Here is a 22,666-nt window from a genome sequence, read left to right as displayed (position 1 = left end):
TCACTTCAACAGGGCGAGGGCCTGCTCCACGGCGTCATCGAGGAAGCGCCGCCGAACGGGCGTCTTGCCCACGACGCGCACACCCTGGAGCAGCGTCACCAGGAATCGCGCCAGCGCCGCGGGATCCTTGTCCGCGGCCAGGTCCCCCTCCGCGCGGGCGCGCATCAGGGCCGCCGTGAGCGCGGTCTCCATCACGGCCAGACCGGACTCCACCCGGCGGCCCACCTGCTCGTCCGCAGGCAGCTCGACCGCCGTGTTCGTCATGAAACAGCCCTTGACCTCGGCGTCCTCGACCGAAATCTCGACGTAAAGGCGCACCAGGCCGCAGACCGCGTCGATCGCCCGGCCGGACGCGGACAGGTGCGCCACGAACGCCTGCCCGGTGTCCTCGACATAGCGCTCCAGGGCCTTCAGGTACAGCTCGCGCTTTCCGCCGAACGCGCCGTAGATGCTGCCGCGCCCCAGCCCGAGGCAGTCGACCAGATCCTGCATCGAGGTCGCCTCGTAGCCCTGCCGCCAGAACAGCTCCATCGCCTTGCCCAGCGCGACGTCCGGATCGAACTCCTTGGTCCTGCCCACACCGGAGAGGCTAACCGATTTGGACCGATCGTTCAAATTCTCTAGGCGGCGCCGATCGTGGACAGCCTGACCGCGCGCTACGCCGAGCCTTCGGCCGCACCGACTTGCGCCGCTGGATGCTGGCGCGCCTGGGGATCGCAGCCGATCCGCGCAGTGAGCACTACTGGCAACTGACGGTGATCAATGATTGGCCGGTTCCGCCGAGCCTGGCACCGGTGTTCGCATGGTTCACGGCGGCTCTGCGCGCCGCCATCGAGAAGTAGGCCTCGAACCGGGCGTTAGAAGCGATCAAGGCCGGCAGGTTCAGCGGCTGATGCGTGCTGCGCCCGGCCAGGTGGGCCGGCCGGGCGCCGCCTGGTCATGATCGTGCGTCGTATCGGCCGGTGTGCTTTTCGCGGCCGTTCGGGAGGGTTCCCGTGAAATGCTCCGTCCACTCGTCGATCTGGTTCGGCGTTGGGTTTCCTCCCAGCGCGACCGCCGCTAGCGATGGCAGCTCGGCGCCGAGTTCCCAGAGCCGCACCCACTGCTCGTAGGTCAGGGCGAGGAGCAGCAGTCCTCCCAGCTTTGCGACCGGCTCCACGTCGGTCACCTCGGCGCGGGAGAGGTCGAGGCCCTGGAGTCGCAGAAGTGTTGGTAGCACAGCGATTTCCACCGGCTGCTGCGAGCGGAGGGCCAGGTTTCGAAGCGTCGGATGGCCTGCCAGCGGAGTCGGGTCGATCGAGCCCAGTTCCAGCGTCAGGCTCTCCAGGGGCGCGTCTCGGAGCGGGCTCAGGTCGATGGCGCCCTGGCCGAGCAGCACCGCGTCCCGCAACAGGGGTGCACGTCGCACCGGTTCCAGGTCGATCCCGTCGGCCTTCCACGCCGTGAGGCGCTGGACTTCCCCAGACATCCCGGCCAGGGAGCCGCCGTGGTCGCCGGCATCCCACGAGAACGACTCCAGGTACTCCCACGGGCGCGGGGTGTCGGCGTCGACGAACAGGCGGTCGAGGTCGAGCTCGTAGTCGCCGCGTTCGAGCGCCTCCACCTGGCGGCGCAGCAGCGTCGTCACCGAGTCGGCGACGTAGATGGGAGCTCCTTCGTACTCGCCGCCGATGATGATCACCTGTCCCGGGCGGCCCGCCGGCCCCGGGTCCATGTCGACGGCGAGGAAGTCCCCGTCCTCGTTGACCCCGATCACGATCCACCCGTCGCGGCTCATCGACCGGCGCACCTTCCCCGGCGGTATCGCCTCGAAGACCGCACCCGTCAGCGGGTCGTCGGTCCAGTCGCGTTCGTGCCGGTGGTGGGGATGGTCGGTCACGAACTCCAGGTCGGTCCACGAGTGCGTGTCGAAGATGTTGACGTCGCCGCCGTCGTCGCCGTCGGCCACGCCGTACAGGGCGACCAGATCGGGCGGCAGCGCGACGTCCAGGCTCGCCATGAGCTCGGCGCGCGTCGTTTCGTCCAGCGGAGGAGACAGTTCTTCTTCCTCCTCCTCTTCGAAGATCTCCGCGCGCAGCCGGAGGTACTCCCGGAGCAGCCGCACGGCCTCGTCCGGATCACCCGCGAACGTCGGATCCGCAGGGCCCTCCTGCTCGTCCCCCGGCTCGGCGGGCAGGACATCCGGCTTGAGCACGAGCAGCAGGCGATCCGGTTGGTACTGCGTGCGGATCAGCGACCGGCTGGTGATCACCTCGAACTCGCCCGAAGGCTCGACGACCAGCTCGACGGTCAGGTGTTCCGGCCACGGCTCGGTCGCGAAGAACAGGGCTCCCGCTTCCTTGAACAGATCCGCGCCACCGTCGCGGAGCTCACCGTCGGCCAGCTCGTACTGCATGACGCTGCTGCGGGAGCTGCTTCTGTCCCGGTGAACGCTCGCCCACGCGCGCCGCCATCCCTCGGGAGCGTTCTCCGCGACGCGGGCGGCCATGCCGCTGAGCAGTTCGGTGGTGCCGGCTTCCCGCCGATGACGTCCCATTGGAATGCGCCCGTTCAGATCGTTGATCGTTTCCGACGGGTTCTAGCACCCGGTGCCGACAGTCGCGGCGCACCGGCCTCGGGACCGGGTCCGGTGCCGAACACGGCGATGACCACGTTCCATCGGCGTGTCAGAACCCGACACGCCGATGGCTGTGGACAACTTCCGCAATTTCAATGGAAATCAGAGCTCTGATTTCCATTGAAATTGCGTTCCTGCCGCGTTTCCGGTGCTTCAGGGCCGTTCGTCGACGTCGAAGTCGAGGTGGGCGATCCGCTCTTCGACCGTGACCGCGTTGCGGACGGCCCGGCGGGCACGCCGGGTCAGGTCGGTGAACTCGGCGAGGTGGGCTTCGGCGGCCGCGCGATTGGCCGGGCCGTTCCCGGCCGCGTCGAGGGTGACCCGGCGGATCTCGTGCTCGATCTCGACGAGCTGGGAGAGCAGATCCCGCTGCCGCTCCTCGCTGATCAGCAGGCTGTGATCGCGTTCCCCGTCAGGCGGAACCTCGGGGTGCTCGGCGGTCATCGCGAACCAGTCCCTTCGGCCGGGGCTCGCCCGACGCTACCAGCCGCGCGGCCCGCCCGGCACGAGGACCGGGCGGGCCGCGTTCGACCGTCCACTTAGATCAGTTCAGATCCGCGCCGTACGGTTGGGTGATCGCTTCCAGGTGGTGACCCGACGGGTCGCAGAAGTAGACGCCGCGGCCGCCGTGGTTCGTGTTGTACTGCTGCGGGAGCTTCTGCTGCGGGTCCGCCCAGTGTTCGAGGCCCGCCGCCTGAATTCTGGCGTAGATGCCGTCGAAATCTTCCTCGGTGACGAGGAATGCGTAGTGCTGCGGCGGGAATTCGATGCCCGGCTCCGCGAACTGGAGCGTCACGCCCGCGTCCAGGTGGACCGTGAGGAAGGGGCCGCCCGGCTCCGCCGGCGGGAGGTCGAACATCTCCGTGAAGAAGGACGCCGATTCCTGCTTGTCGCGCGCGGCGACGATCGTGTGATTGAAAAGAGTGGTCATGAAGACCCTTCGAACCCACGCCTCCATGCCTGGCACAGCCTGCCACCGACACGCGACGCTGGCTCGATCAGATCACGACGGCTTCCGGCGCGTCAAGATCACGTGCCCCGGGTCACAGCCAGGTACGGGGCACGCTCTCCAGGTCATTGCAGAGGCTGTCGGGGGCTTGCGCGCCACCCCAGGCCTCCGCAACGGCCCGGAATGCTCGACCCGAGCGACCGGGACCGATCATCCGCATCCGTCCCGCAGCTGGGTTCTCACGTGTTGGTACGGCAGAACCGGGGATGCTCGAACCACGCGCCGCTGCGCGAAAATGTGGCGGCACCGAACACTTCGCCGGAAGGAGTGGTCGATGACCACGTCGCCGCTCGACAATCCCGCGTGGGCTTCACTCACCGGCCCGCACGCCGGCTTCGCCGAGAAGCACGGGCAGGTGCTGCGCTACCCCGTCGACATGGCGCCGTTCCTGGCCATTCCGGACGAGTTCGGCGACGACGGCTGGCGGGACGTCGCGGCGCTGGCCGGGCCGGGCGCGGTGGTCCCCTTCTCCGGGCGGGCGCGAACACCCCCGTCCGACTGGGAAGTCGTGGAGCGGCTGCCCGGCGTGCAGCTGGTCGACGACGGCGTGGTCGGGGTCGAGGACGACGAGGCGGTGCGGCTCACCGCGGCGGACGTGCCGGACATGCTCGACCTCGTCAAGCGCACCCAGCCCGGGCCGTTCCTGCCGCGCGTCGTCGAGCTCGGCACGTACCTGGGATTCCGGCGCGGTGGCGAGCTCGTCGCGATGGCCGGCGAGCGGCTGCACCCGCCCGGCTGGACGGAGATCAGCGCGGTCTGCACCGATCCGGCGTTCCGCGGGCAGGGCCTGGCCACCCGGCTCATGCGGGCCGTCGTCGCCGGCATCCGGGCCCGGGGCGAGAAGCCGTTGCTGCACACGGTCGCGTCCAACACCGACGCCATCCGGCTCTACGAATCGATGGGCTTCCGGCTGCGCTACCGGCTGTTCTTCACCGCCGTGCGGGTCCCGGAAGCCTGACCAAGCCGCGCACGCCTTCCGCGCGACACCCGCCCTACGGCTGTGGGGCGGGCGATTTCGCGCGAAATCGCGGCGAGGCAGGTCCCCGGACAGCCTCGGTGGCAGCCATGGCGCAGGCGCGAGGCGATCAAGGCCGGCGCCGCGAAGATGTGACCCCGGCCCGCCGTTCGGGTGCTGGCGGCGGTTTCGCGCGAAGCCGCCGCCCGCGCGAAAACGCTGCTACCGCAGGGCCTTCTTCAGGATCTTGCCGCTCGGGCCCTTGGGGAGTTCGTCCAGGACCCGGAATTCGCGCGGGCACTTGTACCCGGCCAGGCGCTCCCGGCTGAACGCGATCAGCTCGTCCGCGTCCGGGCTGCTGCCGGGCTGGAACGCGACCACCGCGACGATCTCCTCCCCCATGCGCGAGTCGGGCTTGCCGATCACGGCCGCCTCGCGGATCGCCGGGTGGGCGTAGAGCACCTCTTCGACCTCGCGCGGGTAGACGTTGTAGCCGCCGCGGATGATCAGGTCCTTCTTGCGGTCCACGACGAAGAAGAAGCCGTCCTCGTCGCGGTAGCCGAGATCGCCGGTGTGGAACCAGCCGCTGCGGAACGCCGCCTCGGTCGCCTCCGGGCGCTTGTAGTAGCCCTTCATGACGTTGTGGCCGCGGATCACCACCTCGCCGATGTGCTCGGGGCCGGGCGGCAGTTCGCGGTCGTCCTCGTCGAAGATCTTCACCTCGATGCCCCACAGCGGCCGGCCGATCGAGCCGATCTTGCGCTCCGCCGCGCTGCAGTTGAACGTCGCGACGGCGGCGGTCTCGGACAGGCCGTAGCCCTCCAGCACCACGATGCCCGGCACTGTCCGCTCGAACTCCCGCAGCACCTCCTCCGGCATCGCCGCGCCGCCGGAGATCCCGGCCCGCAGCGAGGAGAGGTCCCGGCCGGAGAGGTCCTCGCCGAGCAGCGCGAAGTACATCGTCGGCACGCCGGAGAAGATCGTGCAGCGGTGCCGCTCGATCGCGTCCAGGACGGCTCCGGCGTCGAACTTGGGGATGAGCACCGCCGAGCCGCCGAACCTGATCACCGGGCCGAGCACCGTGACCAGCCCGAACACATGGAACAGCGGCAGCACCACGACGCTCACGTCGTCCTCGGAGACGCCGAACCGCTCGCCGCCGACGGTGCAGGCCATGAACAGCTCGAAGTGCGTCAGCTCGGCGCCCTTCGGCTGACCGGTCGTGCCGCTGGTGTAGAGCACGACCGCCGTGTCGTCGGCTTCCACGGCGGTGATCTCGCCGGTGTCCTCGGCCGCGCACAGCTCCGCGAAGGGCTTCGTACCGCTGGGAGTCGCCGAGCCGACGACGTAGACCGGCACCCCGTCCGCGGCCTTGACGGCTTCGTCCGCGAAGGACTCGAAGGTGATCAGCAGCGTCGCTTCGCTGTCGGCGAGGTGGTAGGCGATCTCCGACGCCCGCAGCATCGGGTTCAGCGGCACCATCACGAGGCCGGCCTTGAGGATGCCCAGGTAGGCGAACAGGAACTCGGGCACGTTCGGCAGGTGCACGACGACCTTGTCGCCGCGGCGCAGCCCGGCCGCCTGCAGTCCGGCCGCGACGCGCCCGCTGAGCTCGTCGACCTCCCGGTACGTGATGGCCTGCGCGCCGAAGTGCAGGAGTGCCCGCTCGGGCCGCTCGGTCGCAGATTCGCGCAGCATCGTCGCCAGGTTGAATCCCATGCCCACTCCGTCGGTTCGGGGAACGGCGGTGTCGCCCGGACAAGTCGGTACCGACCAGTCGGTATGATTGCAGCCTACGCAAGAGTGATCTGGCACACAAGATGCCGGTCAGGTGGCGCTACGCTCCCGGGCATGGCGGACTCCGGTTTTCCCCGTGGCGTGGGCGCGCCCGCGACGAGGGCGCTGAACGCGGCCGGCTACACCGAACTGCGGCAGCTCGACGGCGTTCCGGCCGCCGAGCTGAAGAAGCTCCACGGCATGGGACCGAAGGCGCTGTCCCGGCTGCAGGAATCGCTCGAAGAGCTCGGCCTGTCGCTGTCCTGATCGTTTTCCTGCACGCAACCGCGCTTCCGCAACGGTTTCCCGACATTCTGGTGTTCCCCGGGCGGCGGGCGGTCATCCTGACCGTGACGTGATCATGAGATGAGGGGACTGCCGTTGTCCACACGCGAGCTGCAGGACGAGTTGGTGCGGTTGCGGCGGCAGCTGCACGCCGAACCCGAGGTCGGGCTGGATCTGCCGCGCACGCGGGAAAAAGTGCTGACCGCGCTGGACGGCCTGCCGCTGGAGATCACCACCGGTAGCGGGCTGAGCTCCATCACCGCGGTGCTGCGCGGCGCGCACCCGGGCCCGACGGTGCTGCTGCGGGCCGACATGGACGCCCTGCCCGTGACCGAGCAGACCGGCGTGGACTACTCCTCCCGGATCGACGGCCGGATGCACGCCTGCGGGCACGACCTGCACACCGCGATGCTGGTCGGCGCCGCGCGGCTGCTGACCGAGCGGCGCGCGGAGCTGGCCGGCGACGTGGTGCTGATGTTCCAGCCCGGCGAGGAGGGCTGCGACGGCGCCGGGAAGATGATCGCCGAAGGCGTGCTGAAGGCCTCCGGATCGCACCCGGTCGCCGCGTACGGCATGCACGTCCAGGCCGCGCGCCACGACCTCGGGACCTTCACCACCCGGCGCGGCCCGCTCATGGCGGGCGGCGATCTTCTCCGGGTGACGGTGCGCGGAGCGGGCGGCCACGGCTCCACCCCGCACCGCGCCAAGGATCCGATCGCCCCGGCCTGCGAGATGGTCGGCGCGCTGCAGGCGCTGGTCGCGCGCACCGTCGATCCGTTCGAGACCGTGGTGCTGACGGTGGGCAGCTTCCACTCCGGGGACGCGGGCAACGTGATCCCCGGCGAAGCGGTCTTCGATGGCTCGCTGCGCTGGTTCTCCGTCCCTTCGCGGGACGCGGTCTGGGCGGGCATCGACGCCGTGTGCAACGGCATTGCCGCAGCCCACGGCGTCGAGGTCGACGTGGACCTCACTGAGTACGTGCGCGCCACGATCAACGACGACGCCGAGGCGGAGTTCGCCGCGCAGGTCGCGGCGGACGCCCACGGTGACCGGTTCTCCTGGTTGGACCGCCCAGTCACCGGCGGCGAGGACTTCTCCCGCGTGCTGGAACAGGTTCCGGGCGCGTTCATCTTCCTGGGCGCGTGCCCGCCGGACCGCGATCCCGCCACCGCGCCGGACAACCACTCCCCGTTCGCCGTCTTCGACGACAGCGTGCTCGCCGACGGCGCCGCGCTCTACGCCGAACTTGCGATCCGCCGCCTGGCCCGGAGCCAGCCGTGATCACCGAAGCGGACCGCGCAACGCCCCGGAAGTGGCGGACCATCGTCAGCACCGGCGCGGGCAACGCGCTGGAGTGGTTCGACTGGAACGCCTACGCCGTCTTCACCCCGTTCTTCGCCGCGCAGTTCTTCCCCGCCCACGACAGCACCAGCGCCGTGCTGTCCAGCCTGGCGATCTTCGCCGTCGGGTTCCTGATGCGGCCGCTGGGCGGGCTGCTGTTCGGCTGGTTCGGCGACCGGATCGGCCGCCGCTCCGCCATGGTCGGCTCCATCGCGCTGGCCTCCGGCGGCAGCCTGCTGATCGGCATCGCGCCGACGTACGAGACGATCGGCATCGGCGCGGCGCTGCTGCTGGTGGTCGCCCGGCTGTGCCAGGGGCTCGGGCACGGCGGCGAGATGCCCGCGGTGCAGACCTACATCGCGGAGATGGCGCCGCGCGGCCGGCGCGGGATCTGGTCCAGTCTCGTCTACACCTCGGGAACCTGCGGAATCCTGGCGAGCTCCGCGCTCGCCGCCGCGTTGGCGGGCGCGCTGCCGCCGGGCGCGATGAGCGCTTGGGGCTGGCGGGTGCCGTTCCTGCTCGGCGGCGTCGTCGGGCTCTACACCCTCGTGATGCGGCTGCGGCTGGCCGAGACGCAGGTCTTCGACCGGCAGCGGACGACGAACCGGCCGCCGCTGTGGCGGAGCTTCTGGGAGCAGCGCACCGCGTGCCTGCGGGTGATCGGGCTGACCGTCGGCAGCACCGTGGTGTTCTACACCTGGGTGGTTTCCGCGCCCGCGCAGGCGATCAGCGTCCACCACCTGGACCCGTCCGCGGCGCTGTGGGCCGGCGCCCTGGCGAACGCGGTGTTCATCCTCGTCCTGCCGCTGTTCGGGGCGCTTTCGGACCGCATCGGCCGCAGGCCCGTGCTGCTGATGTCCTTCGTGGGCAGCGCCGTGGTCATCTACCCGCTGAGCTGGCTGATCCAGGACCAGATCTGGCAGTTCGCGGTCGCGATGATCGTCGCGCTGCTGGTCATCGCCCCGGGACCGGCGATCATGCCCACGGTGTACGCGGAGCTGTTCCCGACCCGGATGCGGACGGCGGGCGCCGGCTTCCCGTACGCCATCGCGACGGCGGCGTTCGGCGGCAGCGCGCCGTACCTGCAGACCTGGCTGGCCAGCAGCGGCCGCGGCGACGTGTTCCTCGGCTACCCGGTGATCCTGCTGCTGATCAGCGCCGTGGTCGCGTACCGCATGCCGGAGACCAAGGACATCGCCCTCGACTGACGCCGTCGTTCCCGGGGCCGTGCGCCCGGGTGCTGCCGCGAAACCGCCACCCCGCACGGCCGCCAAGCGGCATCGCCACGTCAAGGCACGAGCGAACGCCTATCCGTTCATGGCACGCGTCATATCTCTGAAAACTTCCTCATTGCTCCCTATCTGGACTATGTTAGGGAACGATGAAGGAAGAAATGTACTCAGTGGAGCAGGTGGCCGATCGACTCGGGCTGCACGTGCGCACCGTGCGCGGCTACATCCGCTCGGGGCGGCTCAAGGCGGTGCGGATCGGCAAGCAGTACCGGATCGCCCGCGCCGACCTGGAGGCGCTGACCGGCCGCCCGCAGCCCCCATCCGGCCGGCCCGCCGGGGCGGTGGAGGTGTCGAGCATCGTGCAGATCGACGGCGTCGACCGCGCCGCGGCCGATCGCATCGGCACGCTCGTCCAGGCCGAGGCGAACGGCGCCCCGCACCCGCTGCGCATCCAGACCGTTCACGACGAGGAGCGCAGCCGCCTGAAGATCGTGATCCTCGGCGGCGCCGCCGCGACCGCCGAGCTGCTGAACCTGCTGCACGCCGTGCTCGAAGGCGACAACGGGCTGCTCGCCGAGGAGTCCGACGATGCCTGAGCCACCAGCAGGTCTGGGCATGATCGCCGTCCCAGGCGGGGAAGTCGTCCTGCGGGACGAGGGCACGAAGACGAACTGGCCGGTCGAGGTCGGTGACTTCCTGCTGGCGGCGCACCCGGTGACCCGCGAGCTGTACCGCGCCGTCACCGGCGACGCGCCGGCGAGCCCGGCGGGGCCGCGGACGCCGGTCACCGAAGTCTGCTGGCAGGAGGCTGTCCGGTTCTGCAACCTGCTCTCGGCATCGGCGGGACTCCAGCCCTGCTACTCGATCGGCGACGACCCCGACGCGCGGGAGGTGACCTGCGACTGGTCCGCCGACGGCTTCCGGCTCCCGACCGAAGCCGAGTGGGAGCACGCCTGCCGGGCCGAAACCTCGGATGTCCACTATGGAGAGTTGGACGAGATCGCCTGGTACCGCGGGAACTCCGGCGACGAGGTGCACGAGGTCGCGACCAGGGCGCCGAACGCGTGGGGCTTCCACGACATGATCGGCAACGTGTGGGAATGGTGCTGGGACGTCTACGATCCCGAGGTCTACGGTCCGTACCGGGTGTTCCGCGGCGGCGGCTGGTACGACCCGCCACGGGGATGCCGCGCGTCGTGCCGCCGCAAGAGCCACCCGACCTTGCGCACCGACGACCTCGGGTTCCGGCTTGCCCGCTCGCGCTGACGCATCAGCGCTCCGCCATGCCCTCCAGGGCTTCCAGCACCGCCCCGGCGCGCTTGAGACCGCTCAGGAGGTGCTGCTCGACCTCGGCGACCTTCGGCGCCACCTCCCGGTGCAGCCCCTCGCCCCGGCGGCTCAGGTGCACCAGGACCTTGCGGCGGTCCGCCGGGTCCACCTCCCGGTACACCAGGGCCGTCGTGACCAGCCGGTCCACCAGCCGGGTCAGGGTCGGCCCGGTGATCATGGTGCGCTCACCGAGCTCGGCCATCGCCAGACTTCCCTCCGCCGCCAGGGTTTCCACCACCAGCCACTGGTCGAAGGTCAGTCCCTCCGGCCGGACGACCTGCTCGACGCTCGCGGTGACCGCGCGCGCGGCCCGGGCCAGCGTCCTGGTCAGCGGCGGGCTCGCCGCGACGTCACCTGCTGCCATGCTCCCCGATCCTCACTCTTGCGCTACCCCGCGAGAATCGTAAGACTTCCACCTGGAAGCGATCGAGACTCTCGCCATTTTCGGAGCCGCGAATGGCATTCGGCCCAGCGGTGCGCGAACGCGCCGCGAGGTGGCGCGTGGGCATGGTGATCCCGCTGCGCGGCCCGGCCGGCCTGTTCGGCCCGTCCTGCGAAGCGATCACCGAACTCGCGGTGCAGGAGCTCAACGACGCGGGCGGGATCCTCGGCCGCGAGGTGGCCGTGCACGTCGTGGATGGCGGCGCCCCGCCGCGCGAGGTCGCCGCGGAGGTCGGCAGGCTGGTCGCGGCCGGGGAGATCGACGCGGTCACCGGCTGGCACATCTCCTCGGTGCGGCACGCGATCGCGCCGGTCGTGGCCGACCGCGTGCCCTACGTCTACACCTCGCTCTACGAAGGCGGCGAGCGGCGCGCCGGCATCTTCTGCTCCGGCGAGACGCCGCGCTTCCAGATCGCTCCGGCGCTGCGGTGGCTGCGCGACAACGCCGGGGTGCGCCGCTGGTTCGTGGTCGGCGACGACTACGTCTGGCCGCGCGGCTCGACCGCCGCGGTCCGCGCCTTCGCACGCGAACTGGACTTGCGGATCGTCGGCGAGACCTTCGTCGGCCTGGGCACCGGAGACATGCGGCAGGTGACCAGGCAACTGGCCGACTCCCCGTGCGACGGCGTGCTGATGCTGCTCGTCGGGCAGGACGCCGTGCGGTTCAACCGCGCCTTCGCCGCGCAGGGCCTGCACGAACGCCTGGTGCGGTTCAGCCCGCTGATGGAGGAGAGCATGCTGCTCGCCAGCGGCCTGGACGCGACCCGGAACCTGTTCGTCTCGGCGGGATACTTCCGGTCGCTGGCCACGGCGGACGCGATGGACCTGCTCGGCGCGTACACCCGGCTGCACGGCCCGTCGGCGCCGCCGCTGAACAACGCCGCCGAATCCTGCTACGAGGGCCTGCGCACGTTGGCGAAGCTGGCGCGGCGAGCGGGCTCGGCACGCATGGCGGAGTTCAACGCGGCCATCGACGGAACCGCCTACCAGGGCCCGCGCGGCACGGTCGAGTTCCGCGGCCACCAGGCGGCCCAGCACGTCCACCTGGCGGTGGCCGACGGCTACGACTTCGACGTCATCACCCGCCTCTGACCGCGAACCCAGATCTCGTTCGCGCGGTGGCGCGTCCGCGACGGCAACGAGCGAACGGACCGTTCACCTCACCTATCGATGCGAACAGGCCGTTCACCTCACCCATCCAACGGCCGGGCATGGCGCGAACGGACCGTTCACCTCGATAGACGAGACCAACAGGCCGTTCACTCCAGCTGCTCGGCACTGGCGCTCGGGTCGCTCGGTTTCCTTGATCTCATAACGACGTTCGCGGCGGGGCCGCTCATCGCTTGACGCTCCACCCACGCCGGTTTATTTTCACATGGAAGTTTTCCAGTGGGAATCATCTCGACCGAGGAGTCAATCGATGCGACACGGGGACATCGCCGCCAGCCCGGACACCGTCGGCGTCGCGGTGGTCAACTACAAGATGCCGCGCCTGCACACCAAGGCGGAAGTGATCGCCAACGCGCGGAAGATCGCCGACATGGTCGCCGGCATGAAGACCGGCCTGCCGGGCATGGACCTGGTGGTGTTCCCGGAGTACTCGACGCAGGGCATCATGTACGACCCCGACGAGATGTTCGCGACCGCGTCCACGGTCCCCGGCGAGGAGACCGAGATCTTCGCCGAAGCCTGCCGCCGCGCCGAGACCTGGGGCGTCTTCTCCATCACCGGCGAACGCCACGAGGACCACCCGGACAAGCCGCCGTACAACACGCTGGTGCTGATCAACGATCGCGGCGAGATCGTGCAGCGGTACCGCAAGATCCTGCCCTGGTGCCCGATCGAGGGCTGGTACCCGGGCGACACGACGCACGTCGTCGACGGCCCGAAGGGCATGAAGGTCTCCCTGATCATCTGCGACGACGGCAACTACCCGGAGATCTGGCGGGACTGCGCGATGAAGGGCGCCGAGCTCATCGTGCGCTGCCAGGGCTACATGTACCCGGCCAAGGACCAGCAGGTGCTGATGTCCAAGGCGATGGCGTGGGCGAACAACTGCTACGTCGCGGTCGCCAACGCCGCCGGCTTCGACGGCGTCTACTCCTACTTCGGGCACTCCGCGATCATCGGCTTCGACGGCCGCACCCTCGGCGAGACAGGCGAGGAGGAGTACGGCATCCAGTACGCGCAGCTGTCGGTGTCGGCGATCCGCGACGCGCGCCGCCACGACCAGTCCCAGAACCACCTCTTCAAGCTGCTGCACCGCGGCTACACCGGGGTGCACGCCGCCGGCGACGGCGACAAGGGCGTGGCGGACTGCCCGTTCGACTTCTACCGGATGTGGGTCAACGACCCGGAGCGGGCGCAGAAGAACGTCGAGACGTTCACCCGCGACGCCGTCGGCGTCAAGGACTGCCAGGTCGGCTCGCTGCCGACCGACCCGGCCTGATCGTTCACCGGGCGCCCGAGAGCGCCTCGCGGGGCACCGGCCGGTCCTGCCCGAGCGCGGCGAACAGCTCCGCCGACTTCGCCTTGTCCCAGAACAGGACCGCGCCGACGCCCGGCATGTCCATCCCGCCGTTGGTCGGCACGGTCGCCGTGATCAGCCCCTCGCCCGCGGTGCTCGCCTGGAGACCGAGCTGCCCGAGGTCGTCCAGGTGGTCGCCGTCGGCGACGGTGACGGCATCGGCGAGCCCCCACGCCATGGGCACCGAGCGCAACGGGTTGAACAGCACCTCCCGGCTGGTCGCCTTGTGCACCAACGAAATGAGGAACTCCCGCTGGTGCTCCGCGCGCTCCAGGTCGCCGCGCGCGAAGGCTCGGGTGCGGACGAATCCGAGCGCTTGCGCGCCGGTCAGCTGCTGGCAGCCGGCCGCCAGGGTCAGGTCGATCTTCGGGTCGTGGATCGGCTGCGGCAGGCACATCCGCACGCCGCCGACCGCGTCCACGACCCCGGCGAAACCGCCCAGGCCGATCTCCAGGTAGTGGTCGATGCGCAGCCCGGTGGCCTCCTCCACGGTCCGGGACAGCAGCGTCGGACCTCCGTAGGAGTATGCCGCGTTGAGCGCCACGGCGACGACGAGCACGACCCTCGACCTGCGATTCGAGCAACCGACGTCTCCGAGAACCGGAGCAGCGATGTCACGACAAGACCGCCAGCGACCCTATAGCGCCTCGAAGGAAGTTCACGCCGGGCATAACTCCGTGGCGGTCCCAGAACAGTAGTGGTCCACACCGGCCACTCCGGAAGCGGAATTATCAGGAAGAAACCACCCTCGACGTGCTGTCGGACCGGCACGTGCGCCGGGCGCACCCGGCGGAGCCGGTATTCATAGACGGCAGCGGTCGCCGCCGCGTGTTCCGCCGGACCGTCCTGGCGATCAATCTCGTGCTCATCCGCTGCGGCGGACCGGACGGCAGCACATCGAGTACTTGACTGCTCCCTCGCCTGAAAGCAGGGGGATTCTCAACCCCGCCGCATTCGGTGTTGTGGGGATTTCTGGCTCAGGCTGCCTGATCGTCCAGCGGACGATCAGGTCTTCTGCCCTCAACACCAGCCGGGTACAGCCCAGCCCGGACGAGCATCACGTGTGCGGAGTTCTTATCCCTGGGGGAGATGTGTCCGCATGCGTTGCAGGTATAGGTGCGTTCCGACAGCGGCATGGCGTGCTTGGTTCTCGCTCCGCACTTGGCGCAGTCCTTCGTCGTGTTCTTCGGGTCCACCAGCACCACCGCGCGGCCGTGCTTACGCCCCATGTTCAGCAGCTCGTTCTTCGTCGCCGAGATCGCCGCGTCAGCAGCCTTGCAGGCCATCGTTGTCTTCGCCAGGAACTTCGGCCGGAAGTCCTCGACCGCGATCACATCGTGGTCGGACACCACCCGCTGAGCCCATTTACGGGCATCGTCCTGCCGTTGGCGTGCGACCTTCTTGTGTGCCTTCGCGGCCTGCCGCTTGGCCGTGCGGTATCCCGTCGATGCCGGTTTGCCTTTCGACGGACGTCGGCGGGCCATCATCCGCTGATACCGAGCCAGTTTCGCAGCGGCTTGTTTACCGCGCTCGCCGTGCGGTAGGTCGTGGTCGTCGGATGTAGTAGTGGCGATCTCGGTAACGCCCCAGTCGATACCGATCACCTTGCCGGTTTCCGGCAAGGACTGGACTTCAGCCACCACCACGAATGAGGCGTACCAATGCCCCAGGCTGTCCCGGTATACCCGCACTGAGGAGGGGTACGCGGGAAGTTCGCGGGACCACACCACGGTCAGCACGATTCCGCCTGCCAGGTGCAGGCGTCCGTCCTTGATCCGGAACCCGCGCAGTGTGTAGTTCAGGCTCGGGTGCGCGATGTCCTTTTTCTTGAACCTCGGCATCCCAGCACGCTGCCGCACCGACAGCCGGACCTTGATGTCTTTCAACGCCTTCGTACGAGATTTCGCGAAGTCGCGGATGATCTGCTGCTGCGGTACCGACGCACCGGCACACAGCCACTCGTGCTCCGCGCGCCACGAGGTCAGAAGTTTGTCCAGTCGCGCCGGACCACACTCGGCGCCGTCTCGGTGCGCTTGATGGGAGGAAGCGACGCAGGAACTCCACACCCACCGGCATCGATCCCACTCACCCAGCATGGACCGGTGTGCGGCGCGGGAAAGGCGCAGGCGGTAGGTGTATCGGGCGTGCCCGATACACCTACCGCCTGCGCCATCTCGCATGAAGATCATTGTAGCTGTTTTACGGAGATCAACACAGGTTCCATGCAGGTCGTTACGTGTTCCTCATGCACGCACACTTGGTTTTCGTCACCAAGTACCGACATCCGTGTTCACCAACACCTACCTGGACCGCGCGGGAGAGATCATGCGCAAGGTATGCGCGGACTTCGAAACCGAGTGAGCCGAGTTCAACTGCGACCCAACCACGTCCACAGCCTTGCCAACTTCCCACCCGGGATCGCTATCTCGAAGCTGGTCAACGACCTAAAACGAGTCTCTTTCAGACTGCCGCGCGAAGAGTTCGACGACATACGACCCGTTGGGGGAGCGCCGATTTCCGTAATACATCAGCACATCGAACGGCAAGCCCGCCCGCTCGCCCAGTGGCCATCCCCGACACTGAGTCGACGCGCTTCCTTCCTGCCCTGAAGGACGGGCACTCGCGCTACGTTCTCGATGATCGGCTTCAACCTCGACCGCCGCGTCTACGACGTGCTGCACTGCACGCCGACGGTGCCCGGCGCGCTCGGCGCCTTCCGCCGTTCGGCGATCCTCGACATCGGCGGCGTCAGCGACGACACGCTCGCCGAGGACACCGACCTGACCATGGCCCTGGAGCGCGACGGGTGGCGGGTGGTCTACGAGGAGAACGCGATCTCGTGGACCGAGGCGCCGGCCACCTACGGCCAGTTGTGGAAGCAGCGCTACCGGTGGTGCTACGGGACGTTGCAGGCGATCTGGAAGCACCGGCGGGCGATCATCGAGCGCGGCCCGGCCGGGCGGCTCGGGCGGCGCGGCCTGCCCTACCTGCTCATCTTCCAGGTGTTGCTGCAGGTGATCTCCCCGGTGGTCGACGTGACCGCGTGCTTCGCCCTGTTCACCGAGGACGCCGGCACGGTAGCGCTGACCTGGCTGGGATTCCTGGCGCTGCAGGCGGTTCCCGGCGTCATCGCGTTCCGGCTGGACGGCGAGTCGCTGCGCCCACTGCTGGTGCTGCCGCTGCAGCAGATCGTGTACCGGCAGCTGATGTACCTGGTCGTGGTGCAGTCGGTGATCACCGCCCTCGCCGGCGCCCGGCTGCCGTGGCAGAAGCTGGAGCGCCGCGGGCGGATCGTCCCGCTGGCGGCCGGGCGGCGCCGGTGACCTGAGCTCGCCCGCCCGGACGGAGATCGAAGCTCGGATTCGCAACATGGTATACCATAGACCAACACTCCTTCTTCGACGGAGAGGTCCCGATGGCGCGCATCCTGACCCGGTCCGACGTTCGCTCGCTGATCTCGATGGACGAGGTGATCGATGCGGTGCAGAAGGCGCACGAGGACCTCGCCCTCGGCCGCGCCGACCAGCCCGAACGGCACCCCGCCCGCACGCCCGGCACCGACGCGCACCTGATCCCGATGACCGCGGCGCTCGCCGACGGCCAGGCCGGTGGCGTCAAGCTGCTCGCCGACGTGCCCGCGAACCCGGCCCGCGAGCTGCCCCGGCAGCAGTCGACGATCGTCCTGGTCAACCCCGAGAACGGGGTCTGCGAGGCATTCCTCGACGGCGGCGCGATCACCCAGTACCGAACCGCCGCCGCCTCCGCCGTCGCGACCCGCTGCCTGGCCCGCCCCGACGCGCACGTGCTCGGCCTGATCGGGGCGGGCGCGCAGGCGCGCAGCCACCTCGCGGCCATCACGCGGGTCCGGCCGATCGACCGGGTGCTGGTGTGGAGCCGCACCGAGGCCAGCGCCCGGGCCTTCCGGGATGCCGTGGCCGACAGCGGCCTGGACATCGAGCTCGCCGGCAGCCCCGAGCAGGTCGTCCGCGGCTCGGACGTCCTCTGCACCCTCACCCCGGCGGCGACGCCCGTGGTCGCCGGTCGCTGGTTCGGCGAGGGCCTGCACGTCAACGCCGTCGGGGCGCCGCCGCGCCGGGACCACCGGGAGATCGACACCGACGGCATCGCGCGCGCCCGCGTCGTGGTGGACTCGCTGGACACCGCGCTCGCCGAATCGGGTGCCGTGTCGATCGCGCTCGACGAAGGCGCCATCACGGTTGACCACGTCCGCGACGAGCTCGGCGAGGTCCTCACCGGCGCGAAGCCCGGCCGCCGCGACGACGCGCAGATCACCCTGTTCAACTCGGTGGGCGTGCCGATCCAGGACCTCGCGACCGCCCGGATCCTCGTCGACCGGGCGCGCGACAAGGGCATCGGGATCGAGATCTCGCTGCCCGAGTAGGCGGAATACGATGGGCCGCGCGGGAGCCGGACCGCGGCCAGGAGGTGCCAGGTGTCGCTGGAAGCGCGACCTTCCGTCGGGTCGGCGCATCGTTCGTTGCGCGACTCGATCGCCGACGAGCTGCGGGAACGGATCATCTCCGGGGCCTACCCACCGGACTTCCGGTTGGTGGAGCGCGATCTCGCGCAGCAGCTGGAGGTTTCGCGGATCCCGCTGCGCGAGGCGTTCCTGCAGCTGGAGTCGGAAGGGCTGGTGCGCGCGCTGCCGCGGCGCGGCGTGGTGGTCGCCTCGATGACGGCGAAGGACGTCGAGAACCTGTTCGAGATCCGGGAGAGCCTGGAATCGCTGGCCGCCCGGCTCGCGGCGCAGCGTGCCGACCGGCAGGGCCTGCAGCGGCTGCGGGCGCACCTCGACGAGGCGCGGGCGACCACCGCCGCCGCGGACAAGGACGGCATCGCCCGCGCCAACGCGGCGTTCCACGCGACGATCATCGACCTCGCCGACAACGAGCTGCTGCACTCGATGATGGCGCCGCTGAACAGCAAGGTCCGCTGGCTGTTCCGGCTCACCAGCGCGACCGACCCGGAGATGCTCTGCCGGGAGCACACCGATCTGTTCGACGCGATCGCTGCGGGCAACGCCGAAGAAGCGGCCCGGATCGCCCTGGAGCACGTGGCGGCCAGCCGCCAGCCCACCTTCGACCAGCTGGGAAACTTTCAGTAGTCACTTCCGCACCGGCATCCCGGGGGCTTCGGGGTGAACGGACCGTTTGCCTCGATAGGCGAGGCGGACAGGCCGTTCGGTTCACCCACCCAACGCAGGCACGCACTGCTGATTTGGCGCGAACGGACCGTTTGCCCCAGTAGACGAGGCGAACAGGCCGTTCGCTCCCTTCGCTCAGCCCGACGGAGCGCACTCCGCCGCGGCGGCTCCGGACAAACGCGGGCGGCGTTCCTGCCGGGTGGCGAGTGCTGCGCGATGATTGAGCGGGGTGACTGTGATGTCCGGAGAGGCCGAGGCGTGTGCCGGGGTGGACGTCGGTGGCACGTTCACCGACGTCGTCGTGCACTCCTCCGGCCACCGGCCCCGGGCCGTCAAGGTGCCCACCACCCCGGCCGACCAGGCAGAAGGGGTGGAGCGCGGCATCGCCGAAGGCCTGCCCGGCGGGTCGCTCCGGCTGCTGCCACACGGCAGCACCACCGCCACCAACGCCGTGCTGGAGCGCAAGGTCGCCCGCACCGCCTTCGTCACCACCGACGGCTTCACCGACGTCCTGCAGATCGGGCGGCAGAACCGGCCCGCCCTCTACGACCTGTCCGCGACCAAGCCGGAGCCGCTGGTGCCGCACGAGCGGTCGGTCACCGTCGCCGAGCGGATGAGCCCGCGGGGCGAGGCGGTCGTCGAGCTCACCGATGCCGAGATCGACCGGGTGGTGGCCGCGGTCCGCCGCCTCGAACCCGAGTCGATCGCCGTGTGCCTGCTGTTCTCCTACGCCTGCGACGACCACGAGCGGCGGCTGTGCGCGGCGCTGGCCGAGCTGGGCGTGCCGATCACCCGCTCCAGCTCGCTGCTGCCGGAGTTCCGCGAGTTCGAGCGGGCGTCGACCTGCGTGCTCAACGCCGCCGTCGAGCCGGTGATGCGCCGCTACCTGTCCAACCTGACCGCCCGGCTGCCCGACCCCACGATCACCGTGATGACCTCCAGCGGCGGCACGGCGGGCGTGGACTTCGCCGCCACGGCACCGGTGCACACGCTGCTGTCCGGCCCGGCCGCGGGCGTGGTGGCCGCCGGAGCGGTCGCGCGCTCGGCCGGGTTCGAGGACGCGATCGCGTTCGACATGGGCGGCACGTCCACCGATGTGTGCTTGATCCGCGAGGGCCGCCCGGAGGTGTCGACGTCGTCGGAGATCGCCGGTCTGCCGTTCCGGACCCCGGCGGTCGGCATCCACACCGTCGGGGCCGGTGGCGGGTCGATCGCGTGGGTGGACACCGGCGGCGCGCTGCGGGTCGGCCCGCAGTCGGCCGGCGCCGACCCCGGCCCGGCCTGCTACCGCCTCGGCGGCGAAGAGCCCACGGTGACGGACGCGCACTGCGCGCTCGGCCATCTCGACCCCGCGCGCGAGCTCGGCGGCGGCCTCCGGCTGGACGCCGACGCCGCACGCAGAGCGCTGGAAACGCTGCCGGAACCGGCCGCCGGAGTGCTGGCCGTCGTGCGCGCGACGATGGCGCGGGCGCTGCGCAGGGTCAGCACCGAGCGCGGCATCGACCCGGCTGGGCTCGCCCTGGTCGCCTACGGCGGCGCTGGCCCGCTGCACGCGACCGCACTGGCGCGGGAGCTCGGCTGCCCCGCCGTCGTGGTGCCGCCCGCGCCCGGCGTGCTCAGTGCGCTCGGCCTGCTGCTGGCTCCGCCTCGCTTCGAGGCGTCGCGAACAGTGCTGGTGGATGCCGGTGAAGACCTGTCGCAGGCGTGGGAGGAACTGGGCACCGAAGCTCATCGGGAACTCGAAAAGCAAGGCGTCACAACGGGCATATCACTGTCCAAAGTGGCCGACATGCGCTATGCGGGACAATCCCACGAGCTGCGGATCGACGTCACCGAGCGAGCCGATCTCACCGAACTGCTGCACGACGCGCACCGCGAGTCGTACGGGTACGCGATGCCCGACGAGCGGGTCGAGGTCGTCACGCTGCGGGTCATCGCCCGTGGCGAGCCGATCCTCGCGGATTCGCCGCGGGACTGGGACCAGGGCGAACCGGAGCGCAAACCGGATCGCGAGATCGGCATCGGCGACCGGTCGGTGCGCGCGCGGATCGTGTCCCGGGCCGCGCTGCAGACGGGCGACGAGGTCGCCGGGCCGGCGCTGATCGAGCAGCCGGACACCACGACGCTGCTCGCCGAGGACGAAGTGGCCGCAGTGGACGAATCGGGGAACCTGGTGGTGCGGTTGACATGACCGAGCTGACCGCCGTCGAGCTGGAGGTGTTCCGCCACGCCCTGGCCGGCATCGCCGACGAGATGGGCGTGGCGCTGCGCCGCGCCGCCTACTCCCCCAACATCAAGGAACGCGCCGACTGCTCCGCCGCGGTGTTCGACCCCGACGGCGAGATGGTCGCGCAGGCCGAGCACATCCCGGTGCACCTGGGCGCGATGCCCGCCAGCGTCCGCGCCGTGCTGGAGACCTGCGGGCGGCTCGAACCGGGCGAGCAGGTCTGCGTGAACGACCCCTACCTCGGCGGCACCCACCTGCCGGACCTGACGATCGTCGCCGCCGTCGGCGACGGCGACCGGCTGCTGGGGTACGTGGCCAACCGCGCCCACCACGCGGACGTCGGCGGCGCCGCGCCGGGCTCGATGCCCGCGACCGCGACCGAGATCGCGATGGAGGGCGTCCGCATACCGCCGGTCCGCATCGCCGACGCGACCGGCGAGCGCGAGGACGTGGTCCGGCTGATCGCGGCGAACTCGCGAACCCCCGAGGAACGCCGCGGCGACCTGCGCGCCCAGTTCGCGGCGAACCACGTCGGCGCGGCGCGGATGCGCGAACTGGCCGACCGGATGGGGTCGCGGCGGCTGCGCACGGCGATGGCGGCGGTGTGCGACTACTCGGACCGCCGGGTGCGCGCGGCGATCCGCGACATCCCCGACGGCTGCTACCGCAGCGAGGACGTGCTGGAGATCGGCGACGGGATCCCGATCAAGGCGGCGGTGACGGTCTCCGGCGACGAGGTGCTGGTGGATTTCGACGGCACGGCGCGGCAGATCCCGGTGAACTGCAACGCGGTGTTCGCGGTGACGCTGTCGGCGTCGATGTTCGTGCTCCGGATGCTCACCGACCCCGACGCCCCGCCCAACGCCGGTTGCTACCGGGCGCTGCGCGTCGAAGCGCCGGAAGGCACGGTGGTGAACCCGACGTTCCCGGCCCCGACTGCGGCGGGCAACGTGGAGACCAGCCAGCGCATCGTGGACGTGCTGCTCGGCGCGTTCGCGCAGGCGATCCCCGACCGCGTGCCTGCGGGGAGCCAGGGCACCATGAACAACCTGCTGATCGGCGGCGGTGACCCGGCGTTCAGCTACTACGAGACGCTGGGCGGCGGCGAAGGCGGCACTCCCACCCGCCCGGGCATGTCGGGCGTGCACACGGGCATGACCAACACCCAGAACACGCCGGCGGAAGCGATGGAGCTGGACTACCCGCTGCGGGTCTGGCGCTACGAGCTCCGGCCGTCCTCCGGCGGCGCGGGACGGCACCCGGGCGGCGATGGCCTGGTGCGGGAGATCGAAGCGCTCGCCGACTGCACCCTGACGATCCAGTCCGAACGCCGCGAACACGCCCCACGGGGGGCCCGGGACGGCGAGCCCGGCGCGGTGGGCCGCAACGTCCTGGTCCGGGCGGACGGCACCGAGGAGGGGCTCCCGGCCAAGGGCACCTGGCCGCTGCGCCGAGGCGACCGGATCCGCATCGAAACACCAGGTGGAGGCGGCTGGGGCGGTCCCGGCGAGGGCGACTGAGCGCTACCCTGGAGGTGCCGGTCGGGCGCCCCGCGCTGGCACGTGGAGCTTTCGAACTTCCCGGCCCGGCGGAGCCTCCGACCCCAGCGGCCGGAGGCTTCCGCATCCCGGCGCCCGCGGTCGTGAGCGGTAATGGTCGCTCCAGCGGCCTATAAAACTGACGGAGATGGTTGACACCCGGGCCTGATGATCATAGGGAGATCCGGGTGAGTGAACCCCAGTTGGACCGCGAGGTGCGTCGAC

The 22,666-nt window shown here is 70.2% G+C and carries 22 protein-coding genes and 1 pseudogene; 15 read left to right on the top strand and 8 right to left on the bottom strand.

Going from position 1 to position 22,666, the window contains the following annotated elements:
* On the bottom strand, positions 1 to 579 hold the full coding sequence (locus tag AC07FN_RS36745; protein WP_478399787.1) for a TetR/AcrR family transcriptional regulator: 579 nt from the start codon (positions 577 to 579) through the stop codon (positions 1 to 3).
* A gap of 116 nt (positions 580 to 695) precedes the next feature.
* Between AC07FN_RS36745 and AC07FN_RS36740 the strand changes: the two genes are divergently transcribed.
* The gene (locus AC07FN_RS36740; RefSeq protein WP_478399786.1) at positions 696 to 842 is read left to right on the top strand and encodes a hypothetical protein; all 147 of its coding nucleotides are present in this window, start codon (positions 696 to 698) and stop codon (positions 840 to 842) included.
* A gap of 95 nt (positions 843 to 937) precedes the next feature.
* Here the strand turns inward: AC07FN_RS36740 and AC07FN_RS36735 are convergent, their stop codons facing one another.
* The 3 genes from AC07FN_RS36735 to AC07FN_RS36725 all read right to left on the bottom strand — a co-directional run bounded on the left by AC07FN_RS36735 (position 938) and on the right by AC07FN_RS36725 (position 3,548).
* Positions 938 to 2,536 carry an SMI1/KNR4 family protein gene (locus AC07FN_RS36735; protein ID WP_478399785.1) on the bottom strand — a complete coding sequence of 533 codons (1,599 nt, stop codon included), beginning with the start codon at positions 2,534 to 2,536 and terminating at the stop codon, positions 938 to 940.
* A gap of 234 nt (positions 2,537 to 2,770) precedes the next feature.
* Entirely contained in the window at positions 2,771 to 3,061 is a 291-nt protein-coding gene (locus AC07FN_RS36730; protein WP_478399784.1) for a hypothetical protein, read from the bottom strand.
* 100 nt (positions 3,062 to 3,161) lie between these two features.
* Positions 3,162 to 3,548 carry a VOC family protein gene (locus AC07FN_RS36725; RefSeq protein WP_478399783.1) on the bottom strand — a complete coding sequence of 129 codons (387 nt, stop codon included), beginning with the start codon at positions 3,546 to 3,548 and terminating at the stop codon, positions 3,162 to 3,164.
* A gap of 352 nt (positions 3,549 to 3,900) precedes the next feature.
* Between AC07FN_RS36725 and AC07FN_RS36720 the strand changes: the two genes are divergently transcribed.
* The gene (locus AC07FN_RS36720; RefSeq protein ID WP_478399782.1) at positions 3,901 to 4,584 is read left to right on the top strand and encodes a GNAT family N-acetyltransferase; all 684 of its coding nucleotides are present in this window, start codon (positions 3,901 to 3,903) and stop codon (positions 4,582 to 4,584) included.
* A gap of 219 nt (positions 4,585 to 4,803) precedes the next feature.
* Here the strand turns inward: AC07FN_RS36720 and AC07FN_RS36715 are convergent, their stop codons facing one another.
* Complete coding sequence (locus AC07FN_RS36715; RefSeq protein ID WP_478399781.1) at positions 4,804 to 6,300, bottom strand: long-chain-fatty-acid--CoA ligase; 1,497 nt, start codon at positions 6,298 to 6,300, stop codon at positions 4,804 to 4,806.
* A gap of 132 nt (positions 6,301 to 6,432) precedes the next feature.
* On the opposite strand from AC07FN_RS36715, the gene AC07FN_RS36710 reads away from it, so the two are divergent.
* The 5 genes from AC07FN_RS36710 to AC07FN_RS36690 all read left to right on the top strand — a co-directional run bounded on the left by AC07FN_RS36710 (position 6,433) and on the right by AC07FN_RS36690 (position 10,481).
* Positions 6,433 to 6,624 carry a helix-hairpin-helix domain-containing protein gene (locus AC07FN_RS36710; protein WP_132493631.1) on the top strand — a complete coding sequence of 64 codons (192 nt, stop codon included), beginning with the start codon at positions 6,433 to 6,435 and terminating at the stop codon, positions 6,622 to 6,624.
* 99 nt (positions 6,625 to 6,723) lie between these two features.
* Positions 6,724 to 7,923: a M20 metallopeptidase family protein gene (locus AC07FN_RS36705; RefSeq protein ID WP_478399780.1), complete on the top strand. Its 1,200-nt coding sequence runs from the start codon at positions 6,724 to 6,726 to the stop codon at positions 7,921 to 7,923.
* A complete protein-coding gene (locus AC07FN_RS36700) occupies positions 7,920 to 9,191 on the top strand; it encodes an MFS transporter (protein WP_478399779.1) in 1,272 nt (423 codons plus the stop codon). Before AC07FN_RS36705 ends, AC07FN_RS36700 begins: the two co-directional genes overlap by 4 nt.
* Before the next feature lie 173 nt (positions 9,192 to 9,364).
* Positions 9,365 to 9,811 (top strand): helix-turn-helix domain-containing protein, encoded by a 447-nt coding sequence (locus AC07FN_RS36695; protein WP_452618795.1) that lies wholly within the window; start codon positions 9,365 to 9,367, stop codon positions 9,809 to 9,811.
* Positions 9,804 to 10,481: a formylglycine-generating enzyme family protein gene (locus AC07FN_RS36690; RefSeq protein ID WP_478399778.1), complete on the top strand. Its 678-nt coding sequence runs from the start codon at positions 9,804 to 9,806 to the stop codon at positions 10,479 to 10,481. The genes AC07FN_RS36695 and AC07FN_RS36690 overlap by 8 nt, the downstream gene beginning before the upstream one ends.
* A gap of 4 nt (positions 10,482 to 10,485) precedes the next feature.
* On the opposite strand, the gene AC07FN_RS36685 is transcribed toward AC07FN_RS36690, so the two are convergent.
* Entirely contained in the window at positions 10,486 to 10,908 is a 423-nt protein-coding gene (locus AC07FN_RS36685) for a MarR family winged helix-turn-helix transcriptional regulator (protein WP_452618793.1), read from the bottom strand.
* Between the two features lie 92 nt (positions 10,909 to 11,000).
* Between AC07FN_RS36685 and AC07FN_RS36680 the strand changes: the two genes are divergently transcribed.
* Together AC07FN_RS36680 and AC07FN_RS36675 are read left to right on the top strand one after the other, a co-directional pair.
* Positions 11,001 to 12,077 carry a substrate-binding domain-containing protein gene (locus tag AC07FN_RS36680; RefSeq protein ID WP_478399777.1) on the top strand — a complete coding sequence of 359 codons (1,077 nt, stop codon included), beginning with the start codon at positions 11,001 to 11,003 and terminating at the stop codon, positions 12,075 to 12,077.
* Between the two features lie 328 nt (positions 12,078 to 12,405).
* Positions 12,406 to 13,434: an aliphatic amidase gene (locus AC07FN_RS36675; protein ID WP_478399776.1), complete on the top strand. Its 1,029-nt coding sequence runs from the start codon at positions 12,406 to 12,408 to the stop codon at positions 13,432 to 13,434.
* Between the two features lie 4 nt (positions 13,435 to 13,438).
* On the opposite strand, the gene AC07FN_RS36670 is transcribed toward AC07FN_RS36675, so the two are convergent.
* Complete coding sequence (locus AC07FN_RS36670; RefSeq protein WP_478399775.1) at positions 13,439 to 14,071, bottom strand: LCP family protein; 633 nt, start codon at positions 14,069 to 14,071, stop codon at positions 13,439 to 13,441.
* Positions 14,072 to 14,489: 418 nt separating this feature from the next.
* A complete protein-coding gene (locus AC07FN_RS36665; RefSeq protein WP_478399774.1) occupies positions 14,490 to 15,701 on the bottom strand; it encodes an RNA-guided endonuclease InsQ/TnpB family protein in 1,212 nt (403 codons plus the stop codon).
* Positions 15,702 to 15,757: 56 nt separating this feature from the next.
* Here AC07FN_RS36665 and tnpA point away from each other — a divergent pair.
* The 6 genes and pseudogenes from tnpA (at position 15,758) to AC07FN_RS36635 (ending at position 22,423) form a co-directional block, all read left to right on the top strand.
* Positions 15,758 to 16,121: pseudogene (tnpA, locus tag AC07FN_RS36660) on the top strand (IS200/IS605 family transposase).
* Positions 16,122 to 16,148: 27 nt separating this feature from the next.
* On the top strand, positions 16,149 to 16,835 hold the full coding sequence (locus tag AC07FN_RS36655) for a glycosyltransferase family 2 protein (protein ID WP_478399773.1): 687 nt from the start codon (positions 16,149 to 16,151) through the stop codon (positions 16,833 to 16,835).
* Between the two features lie 92 nt (positions 16,836 to 16,927).
* Positions 16,928 to 17,914 (top strand): ornithine cyclodeaminase family protein, encoded by a 987-nt coding sequence (locus AC07FN_RS36650; RefSeq protein WP_478399772.1) that lies wholly within the window; start codon positions 16,928 to 16,930, stop codon positions 17,912 to 17,914.
* 51 nt (positions 17,915 to 17,965) lie between these two features.
* Complete coding sequence (locus AC07FN_RS36645) at positions 17,966 to 18,637, top strand: GntR family transcriptional regulator (RefSeq protein WP_478399771.1); 672 nt, start codon at positions 17,966 to 17,968, stop codon at positions 18,635 to 18,637.
* Positions 18,638 to 18,914: 277 nt separating this feature from the next.
* Entirely contained in the window at positions 18,915 to 20,867 is a 1,953-nt protein-coding gene (locus AC07FN_RS36640) for a hydantoinase/oxoprolinase family protein (RefSeq protein WP_478399770.1), read from the top strand.
* Positions 20,864 to 22,423 carry a hydantoinase B/oxoprolinase family protein gene (locus AC07FN_RS36635; RefSeq protein WP_478399769.1) on the top strand — a complete coding sequence of 520 codons (1,560 nt, stop codon included), beginning with the start codon at positions 20,864 to 20,866 and terminating at the stop codon, positions 22,421 to 22,423. The genes AC07FN_RS36640 and AC07FN_RS36635 overlap by 4 nt, the downstream gene beginning before the upstream one ends.
* Positions 22,424 to 22,666: the final 243 nt, after the last annotated feature.

It is taken from the genome of Saccharopolyspora sp. NPDC045941 (assembly GCF_056431445.1).
This window is presented reverse-complemented; position numbering and strand designations above follow the sequence as displayed.